This is a genomic window from Mycolicibacterium arcueilense, from assembly GCF_058536225.1.
This window is the reverse complement of record NZ_JBZTYL010000026.1, coordinates 381327-401212: the sequence shown is the minus strand read 5'-3', so window position 1 is coordinate 401212 and position 19886 is coordinate 381327. Positions and strand designations below refer to the sequence as shown.

18 protein-coding genes are annotated in these 19886 nt (G+C 68.5%); 4 read left to right on the top strand and 14 right to left on the bottom strand.

Translation table 11 applies throughout. From position 1 onward, the window contains the following. Positions 1 to 24: 24 nt before the first annotated feature. The 4 genes from holA to AC4LGL_RS26060 form a co-directional block, all read right to left on the bottom strand. Positions 25 to 987: a DNA polymerase III subunit delta gene (gene holA / locus AC4LGL_RS26075; RefSeq protein ID WP_491841278.1), complete on the bottom strand. Its 963-nt coding sequence runs from the start codon at positions 985 to 987 to the stop codon at positions 25 to 27. A 13-nt stretch (positions 988 to 1000) separates the two neighbouring features. Further along, positions 1001 to 2572 (bottom strand): ComEC/Rec2 family competence protein, encoded by a 1572-nt coding sequence (locus AC4LGL_RS26070; RefSeq protein ID WP_491841277.1) that lies wholly within the window; start codon positions 2570 to 2572, stop codon positions 1001 to 1003. After that, complete coding sequence (locus tag AC4LGL_RS26065) at positions 2553 to 3401, bottom strand: ComEA family DNA-binding protein (protein WP_491841276.1); 849 nt, start codon at positions 3399 to 3401, stop codon at positions 2553 to 2555. The genes AC4LGL_RS26070 and AC4LGL_RS26065 overlap by 20 nt, the downstream gene beginning before the upstream one ends. 98 nt (positions 3402 to 3499) lie before the next feature. After that, positions 3500 to 4291: an SPFH domain-containing protein gene (locus AC4LGL_RS26060; RefSeq protein ID WP_491841275.1), complete on the bottom strand. Its 792-nt coding sequence runs from the start codon at positions 4289 to 4291 to the stop codon at positions 3500 to 3502. A 137-nt stretch (positions 4292 to 4428) separates the two neighbouring features. Between AC4LGL_RS26060 and AC4LGL_RS26055 the strand changes: the two genes are divergently transcribed. Beyond that, entirely contained in the window at positions 4429 to 5481 is a 1053-nt protein-coding gene (locus AC4LGL_RS26055; RefSeq protein WP_491841274.1) for an NAD(P)H-dependent amine dehydrogenase family protein, read from the top strand. 102 nt (positions 5482 to 5583) lie between these two features. Here the strand turns inward: AC4LGL_RS26055 and AC4LGL_RS26050 are convergent, their stop codons facing one another. From AC4LGL_RS26050 to AC4LGL_RS26015, 8 genes are all read right to left on the bottom strand, one after another. Next, a complete protein-coding gene (locus AC4LGL_RS26050) occupies positions 5584 to 6423 on the bottom strand; it encodes a DegV family protein (protein ID WP_491841273.1) in 840 nt (279 codons plus the stop codon). A 2-nt stretch (positions 6424 to 6425) separates the two neighbouring features. Next, a complete protein-coding gene (gene octT / locus AC4LGL_RS26045) occupies positions 6426 to 7175 on the bottom strand; it encodes a diglucosylglycerate octanoyltransferase (RefSeq protein ID WP_491841272.1) in 750 nt (249 codons plus the stop codon). Next, a complete protein-coding gene (gene gpgP, locus AC4LGL_RS26040; protein WP_491841271.1) occupies positions 7165 to 7857 on the bottom strand; it encodes a glucosyl-3-phosphoglycerate phosphatase in 693 nt (230 codons plus the stop codon). Before gpgP ends, octT begins: the two co-directional genes overlap by 11 nt. Positions 7858 to 7864: 7 nt before the next feature. Then, entirely contained in the window at positions 7865 to 8251 is a 387-nt protein-coding gene (gene rsfS, locus AC4LGL_RS26035) for a ribosome silencing factor (protein WP_491841270.1), read from the bottom strand. Continuing rightward, positions 8248 to 8895: a nicotinate-nucleotide adenylyltransferase gene (nadD, locus tag AC4LGL_RS26030; protein WP_088304484.1), complete on the bottom strand. Its 648-nt coding sequence runs from the start codon at positions 8893 to 8895 to the stop codon at positions 8248 to 8250. Before nadD ends, rsfS begins: the two co-directional genes overlap by 4 nt. A 73-nt stretch (positions 8896 to 8968) precedes the next feature. Next, the gene (locus AC4LGL_RS26025) at positions 8969 to 10423 is read right to left on the bottom strand and encodes a vWA domain-containing protein (RefSeq protein WP_491841269.1); all 1455 of its coding nucleotides are present in this window, start codon (positions 10421 to 10423) and stop codon (positions 8969 to 8971) included. Then, complete coding sequence (locus AC4LGL_RS26020; protein ID WP_491841268.1) at positions 10423 to 11310, bottom strand: AAA family ATPase; 888 nt, start codon at positions 11308 to 11310, stop codon at positions 10423 to 10425. The genes AC4LGL_RS26025 and AC4LGL_RS26020 overlap by 1 nt, the downstream gene beginning before the upstream one ends. A gap of 30 nt (positions 11311 to 11340) precedes the next feature. Next, positions 11341 to 12600 carry a glutamate-5-semialdehyde dehydrogenase gene (locus AC4LGL_RS26015; protein WP_491841267.1) on the bottom strand — a complete coding sequence of 420 codons (1260 nt, stop codon included), beginning with the start codon at positions 12598 to 12600 and terminating at the stop codon, positions 11341 to 11343. Between the two features lie 73 nt (positions 12601 to 12673). Between AC4LGL_RS26015 and AC4LGL_RS26010 the strand changes: the two genes are divergently transcribed. Together AC4LGL_RS26010 and AC4LGL_RS26005 are read left to right on the top strand one after the other, a co-directional pair. Beyond that, positions 12674 to 13534, top strand: coding sequence for a ribokinase (locus AC4LGL_RS26010; RefSeq protein ID WP_491841266.1), 861 nt, complete (start codon positions 12674 to 12676; stop codon positions 13532 to 13534). 44 nt (positions 13535 to 13578) lie between these two features. After that, on the top strand, positions 13579 to 14403 hold the full coding sequence (locus AC4LGL_RS26005) for an enoyl-CoA hydratase/isomerase family protein (protein ID WP_491841265.1): 825 nt from the start codon (positions 13579 to 13581) through the stop codon (positions 14401 to 14403). Here the strand turns inward: AC4LGL_RS26005 and AC4LGL_RS26000 are convergent. Continuing rightward, positions 14400 to 17090 carry a S15 peptidase family protein gene (locus tag AC4LGL_RS26000; protein ID WP_491841264.1) on the bottom strand — a complete coding sequence of 897 codons (2691 nt, stop codon included), beginning with the start codon at positions 17088 to 17090 and terminating at the stop codon, positions 14400 to 14402. The genes AC4LGL_RS26005 and AC4LGL_RS26000 overlap by 4 nt on opposite strands. 138 nt (positions 17091 to 17228) lie before the next feature. Then, positions 17229 to 19280 carry an NAD(+) synthase gene (locus tag AC4LGL_RS25995; RefSeq protein ID WP_491841263.1) on the bottom strand — a complete coding sequence of 684 codons (2052 nt, stop codon included), beginning with the start codon at positions 19278 to 19280 and terminating at the stop codon, positions 17229 to 17231. Between the two features lie 57 nt (positions 19281 to 19337). Here AC4LGL_RS25995 and AC4LGL_RS25990 point away from each other — a divergent pair, with 57 nt between their 5' ends. Beyond that, positions 19338 to 19877 carry a cysteine hydrolase family protein gene (locus AC4LGL_RS25990; protein ID WP_491841262.1) on the top strand — a complete coding sequence of 180 codons (540 nt, stop codon included), beginning with the start codon at positions 19338 to 19340 and terminating at the stop codon, positions 19875 to 19877. Positions 19878 to 19886: the final 9 nt, after the last annotated feature.

Below are 19886 nucleotides of genomic sequence, written 5' to 3'. Positions count from 1 at the left end.
TCAACCCGAAATAGTTTTCCCGGTTCACCGGGTGGCGAGTTCCGCCACCCGGCGTACCGCTGTTTCAAGGGCGTAGTCGGCATCTGCCGCTGCGCCCTTTACGTCTGCGTTGAGTGCGGCGACCACCCGCATGGCCTCGGCCACCGAGTCGCGCGACCATCGGCGCGCCTGCTTCTGCGCCTTCTGCACCCGCCAGGGCGGCATCCCCAGTTCACCGGCCAGCCGGTACGGATCTCCCGAGAGCGGACCCACCCGCGCGATCGTGTGCACCGCCTCGGCCAGCGCATCGGCCAGGACCACCTGCGGCTCGCCGGCCAGCATCGCCCACCGCAACGCCTCAGCGGCCCCCGCGACATCTCCGGTCACCGCCTTGTCGGCGATGTCGAAGCCCTTCACCTCCGCTTTGCCGCTGTGATAGCGGCGCACCGCGACCGCGTCGACCTGCCCTGCGGTGTCGGCCACCAGCTGTGAGCACACCGCGGCGAGCTCACGGATGTTCGAGCCGACCGCGTCAAGTACCGCGGTGACCGTGTCGTCGGACACCTTGACCCGCAGTGTGCGGAACTCGCCCCGCACAAAATCTGCACGCTCGGCCGGCTTGCTGATCTTCGCGCACGGATGCACCTGTGCGCCAAGCTTTTTCAATTGATCGGCCAGCGCCTTGGCCCGCCCTCCACCGGAGTGGATGACACACAGCACCGTACCGGGCGGCAGATCGGCTGCGGCCGAGGCGATCAGGGCCACGGCATCCTTGCCTGCCTCGGCGGCCGCCTCGAGCACCACCAGGCGTTCCTCGGCGAACAGCGATGGGCTCAGCAACTCAGCGAGCTCGCTGGTGCTGACCTCACCGGCCCGCATCCGGTCCACCGGAACGTCATCGGACCCGGCCTGCCGGCGCAGCGCCCGCAGCACCGACCCCACCGCACGCTCGACCAGCAGTTCCTCATCGCCCAGAACCAGGTGCAGACCGTCGATCTGTTCGCTCACACCGATGATCGTGTCACGCCGACCCGACAGCCCCGACCACCTGGCCCGCCAGCGCCCAGGCCAGCAACCCGAACACCAGCGCGGCCAACCCGCGACGCATCCAGCGCAGCCGCCACAACACCGTCAACGCCAACCCGCCCAGTGCCACCGACACCACGCCGGCCAACCCCGAGGGCGACGGCACGGCGGCTGCCGGCAGTGCCGAAGCCCAGCGGGCCACCGACAGCAGCCACCACAGCTCCGGTCCGGTGAACCGGATCAACAGTTGGGCTGCACCCGGCCAGACCGTCGAGCACACCGCCGCCGCGGTGCCGAGGATGGTGATCGGCGGAATCACCCACGCCACTGCGAGATTGGCGGCGACCGCCACCAGGCTGACCGTCCCTGAGATCCCGGCCACCAGCGGCGCGGTCACCAGTTGGGCCACGACCGCGACGCTGACCGCCGCCGCCACCGGGCGCGGCCAGCCGCGGGCCTGCAGCCGGCCCGACCATACCGGCGCCAGCACGACGATGCCCGCCGTCGCACACACCGACAACGCGAACCCGACGTCGACCGCGAGTTCGGGGGTGGCGATCATCAGCGCGATCACGCTGGCGGCCAATGCGGGTACCGCCTGCCGACGCCGGTGGGTCAACACCGCGAGCAGGGTCACCGCCCCCATCACCGCGGCCCGCAACACGCTGGCCGAGGGCTGCACGACGATGACGAACCCGACCAGCCCGGCGCCCGCGAGCAGCACGGCCGCTCGCGGCCCGATCAATGCCGCGCCGAGCAGCAGCGCACCGCACACGATGGTCACGTTGGCGCCCGACACCGCAGTCAGATGGGTCAGACCCGCAGTGCGGAACTGTGCGGTCGTCGTGCCGGTGACCGTCGAGGTGTCCCCCAGCACCAACGCGGGAAGCATGGCCGCCTGATCGGCGGGCAGCACCGCCCGGGCCGCCTCGGCGAAGCCGGCCCGGATCCGTTGGGCGGCGCGCTGCACCGCCGATGCCTCACCCAGCGACGGCTGACCCGACGCCGACAGCACGGCCACACTCAGATCCCTGCGGCCCGGACGCCGCACGGATGCCCGGAATGTCGCCGGACGCCCCGGATCGACCGCCCCGAAGCCAGGTGGTGCGAACACCAGGACGTGCCCCGACATCGAGGACTGATCCACCCGACGCAGCGCGGCCCGGAACATCACCCGACCGCCCTTGATCGTCCGCGGAGTCTCGGCGGGAACGACCTCGACCGTCGCGGTTGCGCCGTAGAGACGACCGATCGGGTGATGGTCGACCTGATGTACGCGCAGCCCGACGGCGACGCCGAATCCGGCCGCGACGGCCGCCACCGCCAGAACGGCAGCAGCAACACCCGCGCCCTGGCCGTCTCCCCAGCGGGCGGCCAGCCAGGTCAACCCCACTGCGCCGAGGCCCACCATCACCGCGGCGCCCGCACCCCAGACGATGGCCGCCGCCGACACCGACCACGCGGTCAGGGCGGCCGGGACGAGGCGCAGATCCAGTGGTTGCCCCGCGGCCCACCCGTCGTCGGCGTGCCCGTCCCGGTCGGAGGCATCACGCCCGGACCAGCTCACGCAGTTTCTCCAAGCGCGCCGGACCGATCCCGTCCACGTCGCCGAGTTGATCGACACTGTCGAACCGGCCGTGGGCCGCCCGCCAGGCCACGATCGCCTCGGCGGTCACCGGACCGACACCGGGCAACGCGTCGAGGTCCTCGACCGTCGCCGTGTTGAGGTCCACCGGCCCCGACTGCGCGCCGGCGGTGGCTTTCGCAGCCCCTTTCTGCGGCGCACCGGGTTGCCTCGACGGCGGCGCGTCGCCGGCGACCGAACTGCCCATGGTCGCCGGTTGCCCCGGCGGCGGGTCGATGCCGACCACGATCTGCTCGCCGTCGCCGACCCGGCGGGCCATGTTCAGCCCGATCAGGTCGGCACCGTCGAGTGGGCCACCGGCGGCTTCCAGCGCATCGGCGATCCTCGCCCCGGGTTGCAGGGTCACCAGACCGGGCTTGTGCACCAGCCCGACGACGCTGACCACCACCGGTCCTGGCGGGGCGTTCGCATCCGGTGTCGGGCCCGCCGACGAAACCATTTGCACCGGTGGCAGATTGGCCGAGGCGACCGGCGGTGCCTGCTGACGGATCAAGGTGAAAACGGTGACCAGGATCGCGAGGACCCCGACGCCGGCCAGCACCACGGCCCCGGCGCGGCCGGGGTCGGCCCGGACCCTCGTCAACCAGCCCGGGCCGTCCCCCGGCGCCGTATCGGGCAGCCATCTCGACAGCGCGCTCTCGGAGGCGGTGTCTTGTTCGCCGCTGACGCCCTCGGCGTCGGCCTCATCTCCGCTACCCCGACGACCACCGCCCAGACGACGGAGCCGCTCCACCGACAAATCGGTTCCCATGCCCGCGACGGTAAGTGCGGGCGACGACGATCCCAGGCGCCCGGGGCGCCGGCGCGCACCTCCTGTGGATGAATCGTGCGCTGGGGATTACCGGCTGGTCACCCCACCACTCTGGGGGAAGGCGGCTGGGGCGTCGCCCGCTCCAGGTACCGCAGTAGTTCCACCGGGAACGGCAGGACCACGGTGGAGTTCTTCTCCGCAGCCACTTCGACGACGGTCTCCAGCAGCCGCAGCTGCAGGGCCGCCGGGTCAGCCGCCATCACATCGGCGGCCGCAGCGAGCTTCTCGGACGCCTGCAGTTCGCCGTCGGCGGTGATGACGCGGGCCCGTCGTTCCCGTTCCGCCTCGGCCTGACGCGCGATCGAGCGCTTCATCGAATCCGGCAGCACGACGTCTTTGATCTCGACCCGGTCGATGTGGATCCCCCAGCCCACCGCCGGGTTGTCGATCAGCAGTTCCAGCCCCTGATTGAGTCGTTCCCGGTTGGACAGCAGGTCGTCCAGGTTGCTCTTGCCGATGATCGACCGCAGGGAGGTCTGCGCCACCTGGCCGATCGCCGACATGTAGTCCTGGACGTCGACCACCGCGCGAACCGGGTCGATCACGTTGAAGTAGATGACCGCATCGACCCGCACGGTGACGTTGTCGCGGGTGATGCCGTCCTGCGCGGGAACCGGCATCGTGATGATCTGCATGTTGACCTTCTGCAGCCGGTCGGCCACCGGAACGAGCATCGTCAACCCTGGTTGCCGGACGTTGTCCTGGACCCGGCCGAACCGGAAGACCACGCCGCGCTCGTACTGCCTGACCACACGAATGTTGTTCGCGCCGAGCCAGAGCAGGGCGACCGCGCCGGCCCCGGCCGCAGACAGGGCATAGAGGATGTCCATGATCTGACCTCGATTCATGGCGTCGCGGGGCGAGCCCGCCCCACAGTTCGATTGTGCGACGGTGGTGTGCCTACCGCGAGTGAACAAGTCACCGATAGTGTCTAGAGTCCAGCGCAGGGCTCAGCGAGGAGACGATCATGACCGCAGCGGGTAAGCCGATCCGGGTCATCCAGTGGACCACCGGCAACATCGGACGACGCTCGCTTCACGCGATCATCGGCCGCGACGACATGGAACTGGTCGGCGTGTACGCCTACGGCGCCGACAAGGTCGGCGTCGATGCCGCCGAGCTGGCCGGCTGGCCCGAGCCCACCGGCATCAAGGCCACCAACTCCATCGACGAGCTGATCGCCCTGAAGCCCGATGCCTGCTGCTACAACCCGATCTGGCCCAGCGTGGATGAACTCGTCCGCCTGTTGGAGGCCGGCGTCAACGTCTGTTCCAGCGCCGCCTGGATCACCGGCGGCAAACAGACCGCCGAAGACCGGGAGCGCATCGAGAAGGCTTGCCAGACCGGCAATTCCACGATCTTCGGCAGCGGGGCGCATCCGGGCCTGACCAACATGATGGGCATGGTGCTGTCCAGCGCGTGCGAGAGCGTCGACGAGATCCGGATCACCGAGTCCGTCGACTGTGGGGTCTACGAATCGGCCGGAACCATGGCAGCGATGGGCTTCGGTAAGGACCCGGAGACGCCCGGGCTGGCCGAGAGCGTGCGCCTGGAAAGCGAAGTGTTCGCCGAGTCGGCGGCGATGATGGCGGACGCGATCGGCGCCAAGTTGGACCGGATCACCTTCGACGTGACGTTCACCCCGGCCAGCGAGGACTCCGACCTGGGGTTCATGCAGATCCCCAAGGGCACCGTGGCCAGTGTCTACGGGTATCACCGCGGCTGGGTCGGCGACAAGAACGTCGTCAGCGTCGGATTCAACTGGATCATGGGCGAACACGTCACCCCGCCGAAGCCGGTGGCGCACGGTCACGTGATCCAGGTGTTCGGCGTGCCCAACATGCGCACGGTCGTGTACTGCCTGCCGTCGAAGGACTGGAGCGAGGTCAGCCTCAACGGACTCGGCATGATCTACACCGCGCTGCCGGTCACCAACGCGGTGCCCGCCGTGGTGGCCGCCGCACCCGGCATCCTCACGCTCAAAGACCTGCCACCGGTCACCGGACGGTTCGCCGGCTAGCACCCGTTCTGCTGCGCCGCTTTCTACCGCACGGTTGTGCGCTTCGTCGATCCACAGCCCTCAGGTAGAAAGCGGCGTAGGAGGGGCCAAGCGTCGGGCGGGCTACGCATCCTCCACGGTGATGCAGGCGCCCACCGCACCGCCACCGACGTGTACGGCCAGCACCGCGCCCATGTCCGTCACCGACAGCGACTGCAGATTCGGTAGCCGGTCGGTGAGTGCCGCCGCGATCTCCTCGGCGCCGTCCGGGTTGTCGACATGGTGCACGACCACGCGCACGGCCCGGTCCCCCGCGGCTTCGGCGATCTGATCGACAAGTGCCGCATGCGCTTTCGATATCGTCCGGATCCGCTGGGAGAGCACCAGCCGGCCGTCCACGTCGAGGTGCAGCAGCGGCTTGAGTGACAGAGCGGTGCCCAACCACGATGCCGCCGCACCGATCCGGCCACTGCGCCGCAGATTGTCGAGCCGGTGCACCACGATGAACGCCTGCCCGCGCGGGATCGCGGCGCGCGCCGCCGCCTCAACCGTGTCGAGTGATCCACCGGCACGGGCTGATTCGGCGGCCGCCAGGGCGACGAACCCCACCCCCATGGCGGCGGCCCGGGAGTTCACCACCCGTACGGCCTGCCCGATCTCGCGGGCCACCGCCGCGGCAGTGCTGTAGGTGCCCGACAGCGCCGCCGAAATATGCACTGCGACAACACCGTCGCCACCGCTGTCGGCCAGTGCCTGCCGATAGGTCTCTGCGAGGTCGGCCGGCGATGCCCCGGACGTGGTGACCCGCGGCCGGTCGTGAATGGCCGCAGGTATCGGATCAACACCATCGCGCCAGTCGCTGCCGTCGTCGAGGATGTGCAACGGCACCTGCCGGATCCCCCACTGTTCGCGCAACTCGGGCCGCAGCCGCGCCGTCGAGTCGGTCACCACCATGACCGCCATCGTCAGTCGGTGGAATCCAGTTGTGGCACACCGGCATCGGCAAGACCCTTGAGCATCAGCTCGGCCACCGCCCGGTGGGCTTCGAAATTCCAGTGGATGCCGTCGGGATTGCCGCGCCCGTTGAGCACCTCTTCGGCCACCGCGGCCTTGAGATCCACCAACGGCACGTCATGCTCGGCCGCCCAGTCCGTGATCGCCCTGACCGTGGGCTCACGTCCGTGATGGGCCTTGCCGTACGTATCGGCGATGTGCACCGACGGCAGCGAGGCCACCACCGGAATTCCCGGCCGGTTGAAATCGATGGCGTTGCGCGTCATCTCCAGGTACTCCACCGTCACATGCGGTGGCAGCGCGGCCCGGGCGATCGGCGACAACCGCGGCTGAATCCAGCCGTAGCCGTCCCGCGCCCAGCGCCGCAGCCAGGCCGGACGCACATACCGGATCAGCTCGCGCAGGGCCGTCGGCAGCGGAGAGGGCAGCGAATCCATGCCGCTGGTGGCGAAGACCACGGCGCCGGCGCGCGGCAACGCCGCCCACGCCCGCGGGTCCTGGGTCGAGGCCCACCAGACGTCGCGGGTGGTCCAGCCGATCCGGCCGATGAGTTCTACGTCCCAGCCCAGCTGCTCGGCCACGATGTTGGGCCAGATCCGTGGATCGTCGGACGGCAGACCACCGGTCGGGCCGAAATAGGACAGGGAGTCGGCGAAGACCAGCAGCACCGGCCTGCGGTCGGGCGAGCGATCAGAGGACATCGTTGGCCACCTGCGCCGAGGCGTTCCAGACATCCAGCCGCCATTTGACGACGTCGGACGCGTCACGATCGTCCGCGTCGTCCTCGGAGTGCCCCGACAACTGAACCCAGCTGGCATTACCCATACCGCCCAGCACCGGCCAGTTGTCCACCGGCAGGCCGAGCAGGCCGGCGGTCAGCGCCGCGATCAGCCCGCCGTGAGCGACGAGCACGACCGGACGGTCTGCTCCTCCCCCGACCTGATCCAGACCCCAATCAGGTTGCCCGGCAACAAGTTCAGCAACAACCGGAACACTGCGGCCGGCCACGTCGACGCGGCTCTCGCCACCGTGCGGTGCCCACCTCGCGTCCTCACGCCACGCCGCGCGGGCGCCCGGAGCGGCGGTGTCCACCTCCTGGTGCGTCAGACCCTGCCAGTCCCCGAGATGCGTCTCCCGCAACCGCTTGTCCACGGCCACCGCGATCCCGGCGCGATCGCCGAGGGTCATCGCAGTGTCCAGGGCACGCTTGAGATCCGAGGACACGATCAGCAGCGGTTGACGCTTGGCCAGCACCTCGGCCGCCGCAGCGGCCTGGTCGCGGCCCAGATCGGACAACTCGGTGTCGAGCTGCCCCTGCATCCGGCTGCCCGCGTTGTACTCGGTCTGACCGTGGCGCAACAGCACCAGCCGACGGACCCTCATCGCGCCCTCATTCCGTGGACTCCGGGTCCTCGGGACCACCAAGCTCGACCGGAACGGTCGGGCAGTCCCGCCACAACCGTTCCAGGGCATAGAACTCCCGCTCGTCCTGATGCTGGATGTGCACGACGATGTCCACGTAGTCGAGCAGCGTCCAGCGCCCCTCGCGGGTGCCCTCGCGGCGGGCGGGTTTGTAACCGGCCAGCCGCATCTTGTCCTCGACCTCGTCGACGATCGCATTGACCTGGCGCTCGTTGGAGGCCGACGCGATCACGAAGCAGTCGGTGATCACCAACTGACCCGACACGTCGATGACCACCACATCGTCGGCCAGCTTGGCCGCAGCAGCCTGGGCGGCCACCGTCGCCATCGCCACGGCCTCAGCGGTGGCGCTCATCGAACCGGCTCCATGATGTGTTCACCCTTTCCGTCTGCGGAATACAACCCGCGTTTGGCCACGTACTGCACCACGCCGTCGGGCACCAGGTACCAGATCGGCCGGTCTTCTTCGGCCCGCTTGCGGCAGTCGCTGGACGAGATGGCCAGCGCGGGCACCTCGACCAATGTCAATGTGTCCGGCGGCAGCTCGCGCAGCGCCGCCTCGATGTGTTCACCGTCCAACTCGTAGCCCGGCCGGCTGACGCCGACGAACCTCGCCATGGAGAACAGGTCCTCCCAGTTCTGCCAGGACAGAATGGAGGCCAGGGCGTCGGCTCCGGTGATGAAGTACAGGTCGGCGTCGGCGTTGAGGTCACGCAGATCACGCAGGGTGTCCTTGGTGTAGGTCGCCCCGCCCCGGTCGATGTCGACGCGGCTGACCGAGAACCTCGGGTTGGACGCGGTCGCGATCACCGTCATCAGATACCGGTCCTCCGGCGCGCTGACCCGCCGGTCGTGTTTCTGCCAGGGCTGACCCGTCGGGACGAATACCACCTCGTCGAGATCGAACAGGTCGGCCACCTCACTGGCGGCGACCAGGTGCCCGTTGTGGATGGGATCGAACGTCCCACCCATCACACCCATCCTGCGCCGTCTAGCCACGAACAGGCAGCTTACGGCAGCGTTCACCAGCGGTGCGCAGGCTGCGGCACGGCGGCGCCACGGTGGGCCGTGCTCAGACCGGCAGCAACCCGTCGATCACCGCGGCCAGTTGTTTGGCCGAGCGGCACTCGTGCATCGGGATGGTGTCGGCGTATTTCGGCGCCGCAGAATCGCCGCTGCCCCACAGATGCCTGGGCTCCGGGTTGAGCCAGTGGGCGTGCCTGCTGGACGACACCATGTGCGCGAGCAGGCCGGTCTCCGGGTTGCGGTAGTTGTTGCGGCCGTCGCCCAGCACCAGCAGCGAGCTGCGCGGGGACAGCACGTTGGGGTACTTGTCCAGGAAGGACACGAACGCGTGCCCGTAGTCGGAGTGCCCGTCACGGGTGTAGACGCCGGCCTCTCGGGTGATGCGCTGCACCGCGACCGCCAGGTCGGACTCCGGCCCGAACATCTCGGTCACCTCGTCGGTGGTGTCGATGAAGGCGAACACCCGTACCCGGGAGAACTGCTGACGCAGCGCCGAGACCAGCATCAGGGTGAAGTGGCTGAATCCGGCGACCGACCCGGAGACATCGCAGAGCACGACGAGCTCGGGACGGGCCGGATGCGGCTTCTTGAGCACGACGTCGATGGGCACCCCACCGGTGGACATCGATTTGCGCAGCGTCTTGCGCAGGTCGATCTCCCCGGAACGGGACCGGCGGCGCCGGGCCGCCAGGCGCGTCGCCAACGTGCGGGCCAACGGCTGTACGGTCTTGCGCATCTGACGCAGCTGCTCACCGGACGCCCGCAGGAACTCGACGTTCTCGGCCAGCTGCGGCACCCCGTACATCTGCACGTGGTCACGGCCCAGTTGCTCGGCGGTGCGCCGCTTGGTCTCGGACTCGACCATCTTGCGGAGCTGGGCGATGCGCTGTGCGGCCAGGGCCTTGGCGATCTCCTCCTGGGTCGGCGTGGGTTCGTCGCCATAGGGGGCGAGCAGCCCGGCCAGCAGCCGGCCCTCCAGATCGTCCAGGCTCATGGCCTTGAGTGCCTGATACGACGAGTAGGACGGGCCGCGGCTCGAGTTGTACCGGCCGTAGGCCTCGACGATCCGCGCGATCATCGCCGCCATCCGGTCGTCGAGGTTGGCCAGTTCCTCGTTGTCGGCCAGCATCTGCACCAACGCCTCACGCATCGCCTCGATGTCCTCGGGCGGCAATTGGGGGCGGTTCTCGTCACCGGCATCGCCCTCGTCGTCCTCCGAGAGCGCGGTGCGGTCACCCAGAGCGGCCGGGAAGAACAGGTCGAACATCGCGTCATAGGTGTCGCGGTGGTCTGGGCGGCGCAGCACCGCGCAGGCGATGCCCTCACGCAGCGCCTCACGATCACCCAACCCCAGCACGGTGATCACCCGGCCGGCATCCACCGTCTCCGATGGTCCGACCGAGATGCCTTGCCCGCGAAGCGCTTCGACGAACTCGACAAGGTGCCCCGGCAGGCCGTGCGGGGCCAGCGGCTGCGGCGGTCGAACCCGGCGGGGCACCATCAGTTCAGCTTCAGCTCGCCGGCCGCCCTGACCTGGTCGGACTGGTGTTTGAGCACCACGCCGAGGGTGGCAGCGATCATCTCGTCGTCGATGGTGTCCAGACCCAGGGCCAGCACGGTGCGGCCCCAGTCGATGGTCTCGGCCACCGACGGCACCTTCTTGAGTTGCATGCCGCGCATCACGCCGATGATCTTCACGAGCTCCGATGCGATGTGCTCGGGCAGTTCGGGGACCCGCGACAGCAGGATGCGCCGCTCCAGATCCGGATCCGGGAAGTCGATGTGCAGGAACAGGCAGCGACGCTTGAGCGCCTCGGAGAGCTCACGGGTGGCATTCGAGGTGAGCACCACGAACGGCGGACGCTCGGCGATGATCGTGCCGAGTTCCGGGACGGTGACCGCGAAATCGGAGAGCACCTCCAGCAGCAGGCCCTCGATCTCGATGTCGGCCTTGTCGGTCTCGTCGACCAGCAGCACGGTCGGATCGGTGCGCTTGATCGCGGTCAGCAGCGGACGGGTCAGCAGGAACTCCTCGCTGAACACGTCCATCTTGGTCTGGTCCCAGTCGCCGCCGTTCGCGTTCTGCCCGGCTTGGATCCGCAGGATCTGCTTGGCGTGGTTCCACTCGTAGAGCGCGCGAGCCTCATCGACGCCCTCGTAGCACTGCAACCGCACCAGCTCCGAACCCGTCGACTGGGCCACCGCGCGAGCGAGCTCGGTCTTTCCGACGCCTGCGGGCCCCTCGACAAGCAACGGTTTACCCAGCCGGTCGGCGAGGAAAACCGCTGTCGCGGTGGCGGTATCGGGCAGGTAGCCGGTCTCCGCCAGGCGCCGCGCGACATCGTCGATGTCGGCGAACAACGGAGCGGGGCGAGCGGGCACGCTCATGTGGTCTCCTGGTCTCTATCGGGTCGGCGGCTACGCCGGGCGGGTCTGACCGTCTCCCCACACGATCCATTTGGTCGAGGTCAGTTCGGGCAGGCCCATCGGTCCGCGGGCATGCAGTTTCTGGGTGGAGATGCCGATCTCGGCGCCGAAACCGAACTGCTCTCCGTCGGTGAACGCGGTGGACGCGTTGACCATCACCGCAGCCGCGTCCACCTGTTCGGTGAAACGCTGGGCCGCAGCAAGATCCATTGTCACGATGGCCTCGGTGTGTCCGGTGCCGTACTCGTTGATGTGGGTGATCGCCCCGTCGAGCCCGTCGACCACTGCGACGGCGATGTCCATCGAGAGGAACTCGGTGTGCAACTCCTCTTCGGTGGGATCGGCGTGCACGGTCACTCCGGCCTCCCGCAGCGCGGCGGTGAGCCGCGGCAGTGCGGTCTCCTGCAGCGCCTTGTCCACCAGCAGGGTCTCGGCGGCATTGCAGACACTGGGACGGCGCGTCTTGGAGTTCAGCAGGATCTTCTCGGCCAGGTCGACGTCGGCCGAGGAGTGAACGTAGACATGGCAATTGCCCACACCGGTCTCGATGGTGGGAACCTGCGCGTCGCGCACCACGGCCTCGATCAGGCCGGCTCCCCCGCGCGGGATCACCACGTCGACCAGGCCGCGGGCCTGGATCAGGTGGGTGACGCTGGCGCGGTCGTGGCTGGGCAGCAGTTGCACGGCGTCCAAGGGCAGACCGACCGAAGCCAGGGCCGACCGCAGCGCGGCCACCAGCGCCTCGTTGGACCGGGCCGCCGACGAACTGCCGCGCAGCAGAGCGGCATTGCCCGACTTCAGGGTGAGCCCGAACGCGTCCACCGTGACGTTGGGACGGCCCTCATAGACCATGCCGACCACGCCGAGCGGCACCCGCTGCTGACGCAGCTGCAGGCCGTTGGGCAGGGTGCGGCCCTGCAATACCTCCCCGACCGGATCGGGCAACCCGGCGACCTGGCGCAGCCCGGCCGCAATGCCGTCGACCCGCTGCGGGTTGAGTGCCAGGCGGTCCAGCATCGCCTCGGGGGTACCCGACTCGCGGGCGGCCTCGACGTCGGCCGCATTGGCGGCCAGGATCTCGTGGACATGGGCCAGCACGCTGTCGGCGGCGGCGTGCAGCGCGCGGTTCTTGGTCTCGGCGCTCAGAGTGCCCAAGGTGCGAGCGGCGATGCGAGCACGACGCGCGGCCTCGTGCACCTGCTCGCGCAGGTCTGCTTGCGGCACCGTCGGCGACTGTGTCTGAACGCTCATCTAGCCAGCGTATCGGACCTGTTGACGCCCTTCGACAGGTGTCAGGCGCGCTCTGCGGCTAGCGTTGTCGAACATGGTCGCTGCGCGGGTTTGCGTCGTCGGGAGCATCAACGCCGACCTCACGTTCACCGTCGGCGCACTGCCGCGCCCCGGACAGACCGTGCTCGCGTCGTCCCTGGTGTCTGCGCCCGGCGGCAAGGGCGGCAACCAGGCGGTGGCGGCCGCGCGGGCCGGCGCCGAGGTTGCCCTGGTGGCCGCGCTCGGCGACGACGCCGCCGCCACGAACCTGCGCGAGCATCTCCGGGCCAATGGGGTGGCGACCGACTCCGTGACATGCGTGCCCGGTCCGAGCGGATCGGCGGCGATCCTGGTCGACGGAGTCGGCGAGAACTGCATCGTGGTGGCGCCGGGCGCCAATGCCCGCCTCGAGGTGGACTCCGACGCGGCGCGCACGGCCATCGTCTGGAGCGAGGTCGTGCTGATCCAGTTGGAGATCCCGGTGACGACGGCGATCGCAGCGGCCCGGTTGGCCAAGGCTGCCGGGGCGGCCGTGATGCTCAACGCCTCACCAGGAGGTACCGCCGCCCATCAATTGCTCGCATTGTCGGAACTGGTCGACGTGGTGGTGGTGAACGAGACCGAGGCGGCCGAGTGGCACTGGCCGGTGCGGCATCTGGTGATCACCCGGGGCGCTCGAGGGGCCAGCTACGTGGGCACCGACGAGCGCTTCGACGTACCGGCGCCCGCAGTGCGGGCGCTGGACACCGCCGGCGCCGGCGACGTGTTCGCCGGGGTGCTGGCCGCGAGCTGGACCGCGGGCCACGAACATGCCCTTCGCCGCGCGTGCGCGGCCGGAGCGTTGGCCACCCTGGTGCGCGGGGCCGGCGACTGCGCCCCGTCGGCATCCGACATCGACGCTGTCCTGACCCACTGAGACGGCCAACTGAAGCCGATACCGTTGACGTTATAGTCGCCGACATGACCCAGGGAAACACTCCGCGACCGCCCGAAGGCGACTGGCTCGGCACCCCGTACCTCAGGTTCGAGCGGCAGGGACCGTTCGGCGTGGTGACCCTAGACCGGCCCGAGGCCCGCAACGCGATGACGCCGGCGATGTACTTCGGCATCCGGTACGCGGTCACCCACGTCGAGGCGGACCCTGATCTGGCCGGCCTGCTGATCACCGGAACCGGGGACGTGTTCGCCCCCGGCGGCGACCTCGGCGGCGGCAACGGCGTCGACGACTGGATGAGCTTCGGCGCAGCCCTGTCGATGGACGTCACCCCGTTCGAAACCCTGCGCCAATCGGTCAAACCGGTGGTGAGCGCCGTCAACGGCTTGTGTCAGGGCGGCGGGCTGCAGATCGCGATCTGCAGCGACATGGCCGTGGTCAGCGACCGCGCCACATTCCGGGTGCCCGAGCTGTACCGCGGTATCGCCGACACGTACTACAGCCAGATGCTGGCCCGGCTGATCGGCCCCGTCCGGACCCGTGACCTCATGTTCACCGGGCGCACGCTCACCGCACAGGAAGCCGTCGACTGGGGCATGGTCGCCCGAGTGGTACCGCACGACGAATTACTCTCTGCCGCAACAGAAGTGATCGCCCAATGCTGCCGGACGGCGCCCCGCGCCCGCGGGGTGGTCAAGTCCAGTCTGGACAGTTACCTGGGTCTCTACGACCGGATCGGCATGAAGGCCAGCTACAGCGGCGACGAGGCCGCCGAGGGATTCCGCGCCTTCAAGGCGCGACGCTCCCCGGAGTGGGTCCACCCGGACCTGCGCGCCGAGGGCCGGCTCTAGACGCTGACCAGGTCCTCCCTGGCAGCCGTCGCGGGCTGCACATTGGCTCCGGGCCCAGCGGTCGGCAGCGACACCTCCACACCGGAGATGTCGATGACGCCGAACTGGGTGAAGTTGAGGAACGGCGTCGCCGAGGTGGTGATCTGCACCGTCGCGGTGTGTCCGGGCTCCAGTGTGTAGGCCACGGCCTCCATCGGAATGGTGACGGTGTGCTCCTTGCCGTCGAGCGTGACCGGAATCGGCGTGACCACGTTGCCGATCACCTGGCCGGTCTGATCGTCGACGACCTGGGCGTAGACGTGGCGGCTGGTGCCGATTCCGGAGTAGGTCATCGTCAGCTCGGGCGCACCGACGATCTGGGTGGCGGTTTCCGACGGCGCCGTCACCTTGACGTTCACCGCGTTGGCGGCCTTGGTGCCGTCCCCGAGGCCGAACGGGATCCCCGCCGCGCCCGGTCCGGAACCGCCGAGGATCGGGACGATTCCGAGCAGCCCGCCGCTGCCCGACGCGGTGACCGGGGCCCCGGTGAAATTCGGGTCGGTCGGCAGGAGGTCGGACGTGTAGTGGTCGCCGTTCTGGTCGATCCACTGGAACGTAGGAAGACTGTCCGCGAGGCCGCCATCGACGTTCTCGCCCTTGTGCTTGACGTAGGTGTCCAGCCAGCTCATCGTCGCGGATTCGACCATCTCGGTGCTGTCGCCGGCCGGGGTTTCGCAGTTGCCGTGGCCGCCACAGAACCACACCATCTTCACCGGCACGCCGTTGGCGTCGAGGATCTGCGCGTTGTCCATCGCCTGCTGCAGCGGGAACAACACGTCGACGGTGCCCTGGATGATCAGCGTCGGCGCGGTGACCTTGTTGACCAGCGCGGTGGGGCCACTGCTGGCCAGCAGGGCTTGCTGCTCTGGGGTCAGGATGCCCAGCAGTCCACCGGTGAGGATGCCGCTGTACAGCTGGCTGTTGATGTTCGCGCCCGAGGTCACCAACGACAGGAGCAGCAGCGCCGCATACGACGTCTTGAACGCCTCGTTCGGGTAGAGCGAACTGTTCAGCGAGTTCCACGAGATCGTCGGGACGATCGCGTCGATCCGGTTGTCGGTGCCCGCGGCCACCCACTGGATGCCTCCGCCGTATGACGGGCCCACCATGCCCATCCGCGGATCATTGGCGGCGTCGAGTTGCGTGCCGGGCCGCTTGGCGACGTAGTCGATCATGGCTGACACGTCGCGACCCTCGAAGAACGGATTGTCCAGCTGCAGGATCCCGCCCGAGTCGTGCTCGCCGCGCGAATCCCAGGTGACGACGTTGTAACCCGCGTCGCGGAACGTGCCGACGCCGGTGGCTCCGCCCGAGTACGGGTTCGTGTCGCCCGCACTCGACAGGCCCGCGCCACTGAAGATGGTCGGCGCCTCCTCCCCCGCCTGAAGGCCCGACGCCGGGAAATAGTTCATGCTGATCGGAGTGCCGTCGAAGGACGTCACCTTGACCGTGTAGGCCACCGGGGTGCCCGCCGGCGCCAGCGCACCGACGTCCACGTTGACGTCCACCATCTCCGACTTGCCGATGAGCGGCGCCAACAGATCGTTGACGATCGGTACCTGATGCACGATCACCAGTACCTGCGGCACGAACGATCCCACGATCGGAATCTGTTGCAACGCAGCATCGAACGCGGTGGTCTCGGCGACCAGGACGGTGAACTTCTCCGTGCCGCCGCTGTCGACGACAGTGGCGTAGGGCAGGAACGTGAAGGTGCCGTTGGCCGAGTTGAGCCGGACCTTGCCGCCCGCACTCGGGTCGCCGATCACGGTGTAGGTGAGCGGCAGACCGGTGGAACTCGTGGCCCCCGTGGAGCCGTGGATGATGCCGTCGGTGATGCCGACCGATGGACTGGCCGTGATGCCACCGGTGGCGCTCACCGACGGTGACACGGCGGCCGCGGAGAACTCCCGGCGCGCGGCCGCAAGCAGAACCCATCCGGCGGGCGAATCAGTCGACGGCGCGGTCGGCGAGTTCCCGGCCAGTGTCCTGGCGATGTCGTTGACCACGGTCTCGATCAGGCCCCGCACCGGAGCCACCTCAGCGGCGGGTGGCTCGGCCTTGACCGTGACGGGCGGGGTCGCTGTGGGCTCGTCGGCCACACCGGTGTCGATGCTCTCGTTCGTCGACTCGACGGGCGCCGGGGTCTTGGCGTGATCACGCAGAGGCCGGGGCAGGTTCGGCTTGACGAACGACAGGCCCCGCGCCGGTGTTTCAGCGGGCACGGCGACCTTGGGTTTTTCGATCGCCGGGGCGTCCTGCCCGTTGTCGCTGCCGCCGTGCCGGGTCAGTCCGGCTTCGATCTTGGCCTGGGCCTCCGACAGCCGGTCGGTGATCGATTGCACGACATCGGACTTCGGCGTCGTCGAGCTCACGCGGTGGCGACCGGACTCACCGAGCTTGGTCGGCCGGTCCTTGATCGCCGAACGCACCGTCGCCGGTCGCGGCGTGCGGGTGCTCTGCCGGTCCTTGGCCGGACCCTTCTTGGCCGCGGGGGCAGACGGAGAATCGGACGACGTGTCGCTGGAACCGGGCGATGCCGAGGCCACCGGGGTACCGAGGGCCTGCCCACCCAGAACGACGGCCGACCCGACCCCGAGCGCAACCGCCAATCCGCCTACCCGACCGACGTACCTTGCAGCACCCAACGCGACCTCCTAGACCCAGACATTCGGCAATGACCGAACTGTGACCCGACGCACATTAGCGCGTCGCTGTGACCCAGAAGGTTAGCTTGTCAATTTTTTGCGTCGTCAATTGGGAGCAGCCGCATGGGCTGAAGAAAACTACTGTTCAGGGACGTTTCGCTCGATCTCGTCGAGCCAGATCCGTGCCGACATGTCCGACGGCGCCCGCCAGTCCCCACGCGGCGACAGCGAGCCGCCGTGCGACACCTTGGGCCCGTTGGGCAGCGCCGACCGCTTGAACTGTGAGAACGAATAGAACCGCTGGGCGAAGACCTGAAGCCAGTGCCGGATCTCGCCGAGCGAATACACCGGGCGCTTGTCCTCGGGGAACCCGGCCGGCCAATCACCGTGGGCCGCGTCATGCCACGCATGCCAGGCCAGGAACGCCACCTTCGACGGACGGAAGCCGTAGCGCAGCACCTGGAACAACGAAAAGTCCTGCAGCACATAGGGGCCCACCTTGGCCTCGCTGCTCTGGATCTCCTCGTCCTCGCCGGTGGGCACCAACTCCGGGGTGATCTCGGTGTCGAGTACCGATTGGAGGACTTCATTGACCTCGGAGTCCTCGTCGCCGAACTGACCGGACGAGATCACCCACCGGATCAGATGCTGGATCAGGGTTTTCGGCACCCCTCCGTTGACGTTGTAGTGCGACATCTGGTCGCCGACACCGTAAGTCGACCAGCCCAGTGCCAGCTCCGACAGGTCCCCGGTGCCGAGCACGATGCCGCCGCGCTGATTGGCCAGCCGGAACAGGTAATCGGTGCGAAGGCCGGCCTGGACGTTCTCGAAAGTGACGTCGTAGACCATCTCACCGCGTCCGAACGGATGGTCCATCTCGGTGAGCATCAGCTCGGCGGTCTGCTTGATGTCGATCTCTTCGAACGTCACCCCCAGCGCCCGACTCAACCGGATCGCGTTGTTCTTGGTGCGGTCGCCGGTGGCGAAGCCGGGCAGGGTGAACGCGAGAATGTCACTGCGCGGGCGGTTCTCCCGGTCCATCGCCCGGGCCGCCACGATCAGGGCATGGGTGGAATCCAGGCCGCCGGACACCCCGATCACCACCTTGGGGTATTTCAGTGCCCGCAGCCGCTGCTCCAGCCCGGAGACCTGAATGTTGTAGGCCTCATAGCAATCCTGTTGCAGCCGTGCCGGATCCGCAGGCACGAACGGAAACCGCTCGATCTCGCGCAACAGCCCGATGTCGCCTGTCGGCGGGTCGAGCTGAAACTCGATGCGACGGAACGTATCTACCTGGGGGCCATGGTTTCTCGCGTTGTCGTCGAACGTGCCCATCCGCAGCCGCTCGGAACGCAACAGCTCCAGATCCACGTCGGCCACCGAGCGTCGTTCACCCCGCGGGAAACGCTCACTCTCGGCCAGCAGCAGCCCGTTCTCCCAGACCATGGTCTGGCCGTCCCACGCCAGGTCGGTCGTCGACTCCCCCTCGCCGGCCGCGGCATACACATAGGCGGCCAGGCACCGCGATGAGGCCGAACGCGCCAGCAGCGCACGATCTTCGGCGCGGCCGACAGTGATCGGACTGCCCGAGAGATTCGCCAACACCGTGGCGCCGGCCAATGCCGCCTGGGCACTGGGAGGAACCGGAACGAACATGTCCTCACAGATCTCGACGTGCAGGACCAGCCCCGGGACGTCGGAGGCCACGAACAGCAGGTCCGGACCGAACGGCACCTCGGCGCCGGCCACCCGGATGGTGCCACGCACGTCGGCGCCGGACGCCATCTGCCTGCGCTCGTAGAACTCCCGGTACGTCGGCAGATAGGACTTCGGTGCCACACCGAGCACCGCGCCGCGGTGGATGACGACCGCCGTGTTGTAGACCCGATGCCGGTACCGCAGTGGTGCGCCGACCACCAGCACCGGTGTCAGCACCACCGATGCCGCGACGATTTCGATGAGCGCCTGCTCCACCGACTCCAGCAAGGCATCCTGCATCAGGATGTCGTCGATCGAATAACCCGAGAGCGTCAGCTCGGGGAACACCGCGACGGCCACGCCGTCGTCGTGGCAGGCCTGCGCCAACCGGAGCACCGATTCGGCGTTCGCCGGCGGATCCGCCAACGCCGTGTGGTGGGTGCAGGCGGCAACCCGCGCGAAACCGTGGTGATAGGCGCTGTAGAAGTCCATCGAGCCCATTGTCACCCGAAAAGTGTCAAGATCGGGCCACTGGGTACCAAATGACGCATGAGCGATACCGCCCTGGTGGTTGTGGACATGCTCAACCACTACCGGCACGAGGATGCCGAACTGCTTGCCCCCAACGTGGCGCCGATCATCGATCCGCTGGTCGGGCTGATCGAGAGCGCTCGCGACCGCGACGACATCGATCTGATCTACGTCAACGACAACTACGGCGATTTCACCGCCCAGTTCAGCGACATCGTCGAGGCCGCGCTGGCCGGTGAGCACCCGGATCTGGTGCGGCCGATCGTCCCGGCGGACGACTGCCTGCTCCTGACGAAGGTGCGCCACAGTGTGTTCTATGCGACCGCGCTGGATTACCTGCTGGGCCGCTTGGGCACCCGGCGGCTCATACTCACGGGCCAGGTCACCGAGCAGTGCATCCTCTACAGCGCTTTGGACGCCTATGTGCGACATTTCGACGTCGTGATCCCGTCCGACGCGGTCGCGCACATCGACGCCGGTCTGGGTGAGGCCGCACTGCAGATGATGCGCCGCAACATGAGCGCCGAGATCGTTCCCGCCGCCAAATGCCTGGACTGACGGGCGGCC

Coding starts and splice junctions, on each gene's coding strand:
- octT (WP_491841272.1), bottom strand. CDS start 7,175: ATGTCCTCTGATCGCTCGCCCGACCGCAGGCCGGTGCTGCTGGTCTTC.
- AC4LGL_RS26025 (WP_491841269.1), bottom strand. CDS start 10,423: ATGGTGCCCCGCCGGGTTCGACCGCCGCAGCCGCTGGCCCCGCACGGC.
- AC4LGL_RS25995 (WP_491841263.1), bottom strand. CDS start 19,280: ATGGACTTCTACAGCGCCTATCACCACGGTTTCGCGCGGGTTGCCGCC.
- AC4LGL_RS26050 (WP_491841273.1), bottom strand. CDS start 6,423: ATGGCGGTCATGGTGGTGACCGACTCGACGGCGCGGCTGCGGCCCGAG.
- AC4LGL_RS25990 (WP_491841262.1), top strand. CDS start 19,338: ATGAGCGATACCGCCCTGGTGGTTGTGGACATGCTCAACCACTACCGG.
- AC4LGL_RS26010 (WP_491841266.1), top strand. CDS start 12,674: ATGGTCGCTGCGCGGGTTTGCGTCGTCGGGAGCATCAACGCCGACCTC.
- AC4LGL_RS26055 (WP_491841274.1), top strand. CDS start 4,429: ATGACCGCAGCGGGTAAGCCGATCCGGGTCATCCAGTGGACCACCGGC.
- AC4LGL_RS26020 (WP_491841268.1), bottom strand. CDS start 11,310: ATGAGCGTGCCCGCTCGCCCCGCTCCGTTGTTCGCCGACATCGACGAT.
- gpgP (WP_491841271.1), bottom strand. CDS start 7,857: ATGAGGGTCCGTCGGCTGGTGCTGTTGCGCCACGGTCAGACCGAGTAC.
- rsfS (WP_491841270.1), bottom strand. CDS start 8,251: ATGAGCGCCACCGCTGAGGCCGTGGCGATGGCGACGGTGGCCGCCCAG.
- AC4LGL_RS26060 (WP_491841275.1), bottom strand. CDS start 4,291: ATGGACATCCTCTATGCCCTGTCTGCGGCCGGGGCCGGCGCGGTCGCC.
- AC4LGL_RS26065 (WP_491841276.1), bottom strand. CDS start 3,401: ATGGGAACCGATTTGTCGGTGGAGCGGCTCCGTCGTCTGGGCGGTGGT.
- AC4LGL_RS26015 (WP_491841267.1), bottom strand. CDS start 12,600: ATGAGCGTTCAGACACAGTCGCCGACGGTGCCGCAAGCAGACCTGCGC.
- AC4LGL_RS26005 (WP_491841265.1), top strand. CDS start 13,579: ATGACCCAGGGAAACACTCCGCGACCGCCCGAAGGCGACTGGCTCGGC.